The sequence below is a fragment of the Paenibacillus sp. Soil750 genome, assembly GCF_001428045.1.
In the GTDB taxonomy this organism is placed as follows: Bacteria; Bacillota; Bacilli; order Paenibacillales; family NBRC-103111; genus Paenibacillus_E; species Paenibacillus_E allorhizoplanae.
This window is the reverse complement of record NZ_LMSD01000021.1, coordinates 38,566-46,097: the sequence shown is the minus strand read 5'-3', so window position 1 is coordinate 46,097 and position 7,532 is coordinate 38,566. Positions and strand designations below refer to the sequence as shown.

The 7,532-nt window shown below is 48.0% G+C and carries 5 protein-coding genes, 8 tRNA genes and 1 rRNA gene; 10 read left to right on the top strand and 4 right to left on the bottom strand.

All coding sequences use genetic code 11. The features are described 5' to 3' along the window. From rrf to ASL11_RS37525, 10 genes are all read left to right on the top strand, one after another. Nucleotides 1-94: ribosomal RNA gene (gene rrf / locus ASL11_RS20255) — 5S ribosomal RNA — on the top strand; the annotation flags it as partial. A gap of 29 nt (nucleotides 95-123) precedes the next feature. Further along, a tRNA-Ala gene (locus tag ASL11_RS20250) sits at nucleotides 124-199 on the top strand. A 4-nt stretch (nucleotides 200-203) separates the two neighbouring features. Next, a tRNA-Asn gene (locus ASL11_RS20245) sits at nucleotides 204-279 on the top strand. 9 nt (nucleotides 280-288) lie between these two features. Then, nucleotides 289-363, top strand: a tRNA-Glu gene (locus ASL11_RS20240). 14 nt (nucleotides 364-377) lie between these two features. Continuing rightward, a tRNA-Val gene (locus ASL11_RS20235) sits at nucleotides 378-453 on the top strand. A gap of 25 nt (nucleotides 454-478) precedes the next feature. Continuing rightward, a tRNA-Cys gene (locus tag ASL11_RS20230) sits at nucleotides 479-549 on the top strand. A gap of 10 nt (nucleotides 550-559) precedes the next feature. Then, nucleotides 560-645: transfer RNA gene (locus ASL11_RS20225), tRNA-Leu, on the top strand. Between the two features lie 18 nt (nucleotides 646-663). Continuing rightward, nucleotides 664-740 (top strand) — tRNA-Arg (locus tag ASL11_RS20220). A 20-nt stretch (nucleotides 741-760) separates the two neighbouring features. Further along, nucleotides 761-831 (top strand) — tRNA-Gly (locus tag ASL11_RS20215). A 151-nt stretch (nucleotides 832-982) separates the two neighbouring features. Then, complete coding sequence (locus tag ASL11_RS37525) at nucleotides 983-1,954, top strand: SHOCT domain-containing protein (RefSeq protein WP_082595626.1); 972 nt, start codon at nucleotides 983-985, stop codon at nucleotides 1,952-1,954. Nucleotides 1,955-2,168: 214 nt separating this feature from the next. Here the strand turns inward: ASL11_RS37525 and ASL11_RS20205 are convergent, their stop codons facing one another. From ASL11_RS20205 to ASL11_RS20190, 4 genes are read right to left on the bottom strand one after another with little or no spacing between them, the layout of a single operon-like run. Next, nucleotides 2,169-3,206 carry an ABC transporter substrate-binding protein gene (locus tag ASL11_RS20205; RefSeq protein WP_063795639.1) on the bottom strand — a complete coding sequence of 346 codons (1,038 nt, stop codon included), beginning with the start codon at nucleotides 3,204-3,206 and terminating at the stop codon, nucleotides 2,169-2,171. A gap of 25 nt (nucleotides 3,207-3,231) precedes the next feature. Beyond that, nucleotides 3,232-4,395, bottom strand: coding sequence for an amidohydrolase family protein (locus ASL11_RS20200; protein ID WP_056618797.1), 1,164 nt, complete (start codon nucleotides 4,393-4,395; stop codon nucleotides 3,232-3,234). A gap of 58 nt (nucleotides 4,396-4,453) precedes the next feature. Beyond that, a complete protein-coding gene (locus tag ASL11_RS20195; RefSeq protein WP_056618793.1) occupies nucleotides 4,454-6,034 on the bottom strand; it encodes a PucR family transcriptional regulator in 1,581 nt (526 codons plus the stop codon). A gap of 20 nt (nucleotides 6,035-6,054) precedes the next feature. Further along, nucleotides 6,055-7,314 (bottom strand): amidohydrolase family protein, encoded by a 1,260-nt coding sequence (locus tag ASL11_RS20190; protein WP_056618792.1) that lies wholly within the window; start codon nucleotides 7,312-7,314, stop codon nucleotides 6,055-6,057. Nucleotides 7,315-7,532 lie beyond the last annotated feature (218 nt).

Below are 7,532 nucleotides of genomic sequence, written 5' to 3'. Positions count from 1 at the left end.
CCCACGCGTTCCCATCTCGAACACGACCGTTAAGCCCTCCAGCGTCGATGGTACTTGAACCGCAGGGTTCTGGGAGAGTAGAACGTTGCCAAGCAGTTACCCTAACGGGTATTTTTTTTGTCTGGGGCCATAGCTCAGCTGGGAGAGCGCCTGCCTTGCAAGCAGGAGGTCAGCGGTTCGATCCCGCTTGGCTCCACCATTATTCCCTGATAGCTCAGTTGGTAGAGCACTCGACTGTTAATCGAGTTGTCACAGGTTCGAGTCCTGTTCGGGGAGCCATTCTTTCTAGGCCCGTTGGTCAAGTGGTTAAGACACCTCCCTTTCACGGAGGTAACAGGGGTTCGAGTCCCCTACGGGTCACCATTTTTACTTCCCATGGAGGCTTAGCTCAGCTGGGAGAGCATCTGCCTTACAAGCAGAGGGTCGGCGGTTCGATCCCGTCAGCCTCCACCATTTATTTAGTTGAGAAGAAGATTTCGGCGCTATAGCCAAGTGGTAAGGCAGAGCTCTGCAAAAGCTTTACCCCCAGTTCGAATCTGGGTAGCGCCTTTATATATAAGCCGGAGTGGCGGAATCGGCAGACGCACAGGACTTAAAATCCTGCGGTAGGTGACTACCGTACCAGTTCAAGTCTGGTCTTCGGCATTTTTTAACCTCATAGATGCGCCCTTAGCTCAGCTGGATAGAGTATTTGACTACGAATCAAAAGGTCGGGAGTTCGAATCTCTCAGGGCGCGCCATCTTTGCTTAAACAAACTACGCGGGCGTAGTTTAATGGTAGAACTTCAGCCTTCCAAGCTGATCGCGCGGGTTCGATTCCCGCCGCCCGCTTATATGAAAAGGACCACCTTCGGGTGGTCTTTTTCTTATGTCTCTGTGTTAATTACAGTATTTACTACTCATTTCGTGATATATTACTAGTGAGAGATTTGTAAAATATAAACGACAAGCGAAGAAGAGAATGCGCGGGAGGATGTTCGAAATGAAAGAAAGTCAACAATCAAATAACACCTTTGAGCTGGTATTAGTAAATGCTTTGAAGGTACCTGGAGTTAAAGTGAATCGAAAAGAGTTTCTTGCTCATACGCTGGCAGATTATGCTAACTCTGAACAGTTTGCTGCAGTGTTAGATAAGGGGCCAGTGGAGGCAGGGATTCCACTTAGTATAATTAACAAGGTTGCCAAATCATTAATTGAGAAACGTACAATGCAAAGTACGGCTGTCTCATTTGCTGCAGGTCTTCCTGGCGGGCTTGCAATGGCAGCGACAATACCGGCAGATACACTGCAATTTTTCGGTGTAGCTCTACGTATGGCACAAGAGCTAGCTTACTTGTTTGGTTATAAGGATATGTGGGAACAAGACAAGCTCGACAGTGAGCGAGTAAGAGGAGAACTTACGATTTTCTTGGGTGTGATGTTTGGTGTAGGTGGTTCTGCTTCTGCATTGAAAATTTTATCTGCAAAACTTTCACAGCAGGTGCTCAAGAAACTTCCGCAGAAGGCGTTGACCAAAACCATTTATTATCCAATCATAAAGAAAGTAGCTGCTGCAATTGGCATCAAGATTACCAAGAGGACTTTTGCGCAAGGAATATCGAAAGCGATTCCGGTTATCGGAGGCATTATCTCCGGTGGACTGACTTATGCTTCGATGAAACCGATGGGAAATCGACTGAGAGAAACCTTATTTGATGCAGTTGGGAATTATTCAAATGAGGACTTTGAGAAAGACTATCAGGATGTCAAGAACGAAGTCATAGATATCACTGCTGATGTCACTGAAGTGATTGAAGAGCCATTTGAGGAAGCTGCCATTTCCAAGTCAGATAAGCCAGAATTCAGTGTGGCTGACGAGTTGCTCAAATTCAAACAGCTGCTGGATATGGGTGTGCTGACTCAAGCTGAATTCGATGAGAAGAAGTCCGAGTTGCTAAGTTTAAAAAGAAACTAGCGATTATTGCCAATGGTTTGAACCGTTCTTTATCATTACTAATAATCATTAGTTAGGAAGAACTGAACCCTAGCGCACCAGCGTTTACATAGAAAAGACCACCTTCGGGTGGTCTTTTTCATTGTATTAGACAGGGAAGAGTGCCCATAAAGGCTTTAGCAAATCCCCGTATACAGCGGCAATTATCCAGCGGTTGGTGGAGGTGGTGTGTTTATTACTTCACCGGCAAAAACTCATTCGTATACAAATCCTTCACCGGAATATCTTCTTTGATCATGCCGGATTCTTTCATTTGGCTAACGAGTGTTTTCCAGCGCTCATCGGACATGTAGCCAACGCCGTGGGCTTTGGCATCGCCGCCGAAGATGAAGTCTTTGGCAACGGCTTGCGCATCTTTCAGATGATCGACGTCGTAGTCTTTGTTAACGCCGTTAAGGGCATTATTGACTTCGTCGCCGTGCGCGTAGTAATAGTCCCAGCCTTCGCTGGTGGCTTTGATATAGCGCTTAATCAAGTCGGGATTTTTCTTGATAAAGTCATCGGTGGCAATAACGACGTTGCCGTAAGGGTTGTAGCCAAGGTCTGCATTCAGGAACCAATCGACGTTAACGCCTTGTTTCTTCAGAACGTAGGGCTCGTTGGTAGCAAAGCCTTGAGTGATGGAATCTTTATCTGCGGAGAAGCCCGCCAGGGAGCCTGTGTAGTTCTGGATTTGTACTTTGTCGAGCTTGTATTTGTAGCTGATGTACTGCCAGAACGGAAAGCCAACGGCGGTGTACACTTTGCGTCCGTTGAGGTCTTCGATTTTCTTGATACCAGAGTCTTTATGGAAAATCAGGTTTTGAGGATTGGTTTGCAGATTGGCATAGATAACTTTGACGGGAATCCCTTCCTTGCGGGCAAGGACAACTTCATCGGCATTGGCCATCGCGAATTGCACTTTGCCGCCAGCAACGAGTTGGACGTTGGAAACTTGAGGTCCACCTTGTTGAAGCGTAATGTCGATGCCAGCTTTCTCATAGATTTTCGCCAGCTGCGCAGCGTAGTGTCCACCCATTTCTGGTTGGGCAAACCAGCTCATCGCTTGAGTTACTTTGTCTGGCGCTTTGGAGCTTGATGCGGCCGTTGATGCTACAGGAGTTCCGGACGTTGTTGATGTGCTCGTTCCACAAGCAGAGAGTAAAAGGACTGTAGCAATAGCGGCTGTACCTACTTTTGTTTTCCCCAGTAATGTCATTCGAAATCTCCCCATTCCTTTTAATTGTTTATGTCTAGTTTTATATCTTCCAAGCGTTCTGCAGCTGCCTGCCAGCAACAGGAACACCACGAACACTAACGACCTCGCGCGGAGGGGCCGACGCTGCGGCATGCTCAGCATTTACCGCAGCTAAGAGGATGAAGTCGGCAGGGTCACCGATTTGGAAGGTCCCTGCGGTAGAGCCAAGGTGCGGATAGACGGAACGCAGGCGCTCATCGTCATTCCAACGGTACATATCCGCCATTCTTCGGGCACGCATGAGCTGATCGGTGAAACCGAAGGGTGTCCATGCATCTAGCCCGGTATGATCTGAGCCGAGGTAAACTCGCACGCCTTCAGCTCTTAATTGCGCGACGCGAGGCATCGCGGAATCGATCGGCACGCTGGTGATGATGGCGATATCTAGTAGGGCTAAACGTTTTGCTATCGGAAGGGATTCGCTTTCGGATACCTCACCTAAGCAGTAGGCGTGGCTGATGGCGACTTTACCCATTTTCCCCGTCTGCTCGGTGTAGTCCATGATGCGCTCCAAGGTGAAGAGTCCCAGGTGTCCAGGGTCGTGCAAGTGAATATCGACTTCGGTGTCATGAGCGACGCTCATTTCAAAAATGGCCTGTAAGCTAGCCTCGATATCGCGGTCTACGCCTGCAGGATCCACGCCGCCGACAATTGTGGCGCCCTCCTGAAGGGCTTGTTTAATGAGGTTAATCGATTGTGAACGTATTAGCCCTTGCTGTGGGAAGGCGACGATCTCGATGGTTAATGCCCCTAAGAATTCCTCCTGAAGCTCCCGCACCATGGCAAGATGGGATAAACCGATCTCGGGGTCAATGTCGACATGAACACGGAGTCGGGTTGTTCCGAAGGCCAGCATCTGCTGCAAGATGCCTCGCGCACGTTCCTTTTGCCCACTTTGGAGAGGAGCTAAGAGTTCTTTCTCCATTTGAAATTGATCATATAAGGAAGCAACTTGGCGCCGTGAAATCCACTGATCATCAGGGAACGCCTTATCCAAATGCACGTGATAGTCTTTGAAAGTAGGCACCATGAGCATGCCTTGTGCGTCCCAAGAGGGAGTTTCCTCACTATTCGCAGCAGGTACGATCTCGGCGATAACGCCTTGTTTCAATAGAAGGTTATGTAGGGCGCCGTTTACAAGAACGTTACTTAGCCATTGTTCCATCGTGATAACTCCTTTCGCAGCGAAAAAGCGTAGTGTCTTTTTTCTAGTTTGGTTGCGTTTATTTCAGATAATTTCGGAAGAGAAAAGCTAACTTCAAGCGCAGGAGATCACTCATCTTTTTGAAATCCATCTGCAATAAATCTGCGATTTTCTCCAGCCGGTACGAAACCGTATTACGATGGACAAAGAGATAGCGGCTTGTTTCATTAATAGATCCGTCATACTCAAAATAAACTTCCAAGGTTAACGCCAGCTCGGGATCGACCTGCTTGTTCTTACCGTAAATGGGCTCCAATACGTAGTTGTAATACCCTCGCATGGCTTCCTCGGACAGATGCTGGAATAGGGAGAATAACTCGATGGAATCATGATGCAGGACAGTTTGGCTCATACGTAGTCGCTCAGCGGCGTGGTGCGTTTCCAAGCATTCCTTGAATGCGTTGTAGATGAGTTCAGGTTGAGCTTTTACACGACTGACCCAGCAGTGCAGATCAGCGGCAGAGGTTTTGGAAGTTAGATGTGACAAGCAGGAATTTAGTGAAGACAGGAAATCTTTTTTATGAAAAGTCTGTTCCTCCGGAAGAGCGAAGATCGAGAACAATCCATCTGCCAAGTAGAAGTGCTCTGATTCATACTGCTGCAACTGGGGATGATAGATCAGCAACTGGCGAACCTCATTAAGGAGCCTAGTTGCACTAGGTTGTTCCGATGGGATCGTCGTAAGCACGCATTGGTAGGTGGTGGATATGACGGTGAGATGGTAGCTTTTGCAGCTTTTCATGAAATCGTGAAAGGATAGCTCTCGCTGGAAAAAGTCCGTAAACACTTGACTAAGTGCATGTTGGCGTGAGGGGTCTTTACCTTTTTGAATATCGAGTCCGAGATGATAGGTTAAGATTTCGGCGGCTTGATGGAACAAAGCTTCCTCTTCCTTCAACATCAACGGAGAATTCACATACACCTTGAAAAAGCCCGTGCAGCCTAGTGAATCCATCAATGGGATGCGGAAGCATCGGGTGTCTCCGAAGCCTTCCCATTGCGGGGATTTTGTCCATGGCCATTGGTGAAGGAGGACATCCTCCGACCAAGAAGTGTTATGAAAAAGCACATTGCCACCCTGCCCAAATACGGAGATTGGTTGCCCTAGAATGCCTGATATCATATGAAAAATATCCGAGGATTCCTTATTGCGCAGGGCGAATTGCATGAGCTGTTTTTGTTTTTCTAGGACAGTCTGCAGTTTCTTGGTTGTCTTCGTGTGCTCCGCGTTGAATAAAGCGTCCATCTGATCGGAAAAGGTGAATTCAAATGGCAGCTCTAGGATCGGCATTTCGAGTCGATTGGCCTCGTCGTACAGCTCTTGTGGAATTTGATCCCAATATCGGCCTACTTTGATGCCTAGCCCTGCTCCGCCTCGCTCATCCAACATCCGTAAGGTGGAAAGGGCCATATCCAGGTGATCTTTCATGACAAAGGCGGTCGTAAACAGCATCTCGCCGGATTTGATCCAATCGCCCGCATCGGGGGCATCCATGACATTGACGGATCGCAGAATACGTGACAGACCTTTTTCTCCAGCAACTAATTTGGCACGTGACAAAGGGTAAATGGTTAACGCTTCTTCAACGGTCAGGTGCATCTAATCCCCGCCTTTCCTCATTAGGAGCTCACTTGTTCATTGTAAAAGGTCGTCTGCTTTACCGTTGAGGCAACCAGTTGTCCGCGCTTCCAGACGTAGCGTCTAGGTGCTCTTTCGTAGAAGGCACTGCGCAGATTCGTTGACTCGAATAGCACAAGATCAGCATCCGCTCCGATGTGCAGGCCGTAATTCTCTAGCTCTAAGGCTTTCGCCGCACGGGTTGTCGCCATCTCAATAAGTGTGACAACATCCTGCTTGGAGCCCATATATGTGGTATGTGCAAGGAGCATGCCTGTGTCCAGTGGATCTGCTGTGCCGAAAGGTGTAAAAGGATTCTGGATGTTATTGCTTCCATAGATTACATTGGCTCCTTGCTCCAAAAGGAGGGGCACAGGGGTTAGTCCCCGTCTGTGACGGTGATCGTCTCCGCGCCCGTTCAGATACAAGTCTGTTGCGGGTAATGACATGACATGGATGCCTGCCTCCGCAATAGCTGTACAGATGACTTGGGCCTCTTCATAAGGGAGTGAACCAAGTGAAGTCAGATGGCCCACGCTCACGCGCCCTTGCATCCCATACGCATGCGTCATCCGGATGATGCTGAGAATGGCTAACATGGACGGATCGTCAGAGAAATCTACATGTAAGTCTATGGATTTGTTGAAAGCTTTGGCTAAGTTAAAAACGGTGCTGAGATGCGCTTGTAAATCTGCATCCTGATACGTAATTCCGCCGACGACATCGGCGCCAAGTTGTAGGGCTTGCGCGAGCAGTTCTTCTGTTCCAGGCTGCTTGGCGATGCCTTCTTGGGGGAAGGCAACGATTTGCAGGGTGATCTGATTGACGTAGCGTTCCTTCAGCGCTAACATCACTTCGAAACCGATTAGGCCAACGATAGGATCAATCTCAACATGACAACGCATGTGAGTCACACCATTGGCAATGGCTTGTTGGATTACTTGGATCGAACGAGCCTCGATATCTGTTGAGGTGAAGGCGTGTTTAAGCTCCAAGGTAGAGGCGATCGCTTGCTGGATCGAGTTGGCGTCTTTCGTCATGAGATTCAGTAGAAAGGCTTTATCCAGATGAATATGTGGTTCTATTAGACCGGGGAGTAGAACTCGCCCGTTGGCTTCAATTAGCTGACCAGCGCTGAGAACGTTAGGGTTGCTAGGGAGATGCTCCTGAAGGTAAATAATTTTCCCATCCCGAATGCCGACATCCATCAAGGTGCCGAACTGGGGGTTGGAGAAGCATCGGATGATCAAATCAAGTTCCATACCTTTGCACCTCTTTAATGTAAGGGAATGTGACACAAATTCGATTTGTTAACTGAATTATAGGTCTGTTCGCTCGAAACAGTCAATGATCTGGTAGGCGGATTGTGTTTTTCATTAAAATAGGCAGATGAATTGTGATTATGTAAATTTATATGTAAATTAATATGACATGAGTTTACGGGGGAGAGCTACATTTTAATGTCTTGCTCTGTTTTGTT

Coding starts and splice junctions, on each gene's coding strand:
- ASL11_RS37525 (WP_082595626.1), top strand. CDS start 983: ATGAAAGAAAGTCAACAATCAAATAACACCTTTGAGCTGGTATTAGTA.
- ASL11_RS20205 (WP_063795639.1), bottom strand. CDS start 3,206: ATGGGGAGATTTCGAATGACATTACTGGGGAAAACAAAAGTAGGTACA.
- ASL11_RS20200 (WP_056618797.1), bottom strand. CDS start 4,395: ATGGAACAATGGCTAAGTAACGTTCTTGTAAACGGCGCCCTACATAAC.
- ASL11_RS20195 (WP_056618793.1), bottom strand. CDS start 6,034: ATGCACCTGACCGTTGAAGAAGCGTTAACCATTTACCCTTTGTCACGT.
- ASL11_RS20190 (WP_056618792.1), bottom strand. CDS start 7,314: ATGGAACTTGATTTGATCATCCGATGCTTCTCCAACCCCCAGTTCGGC.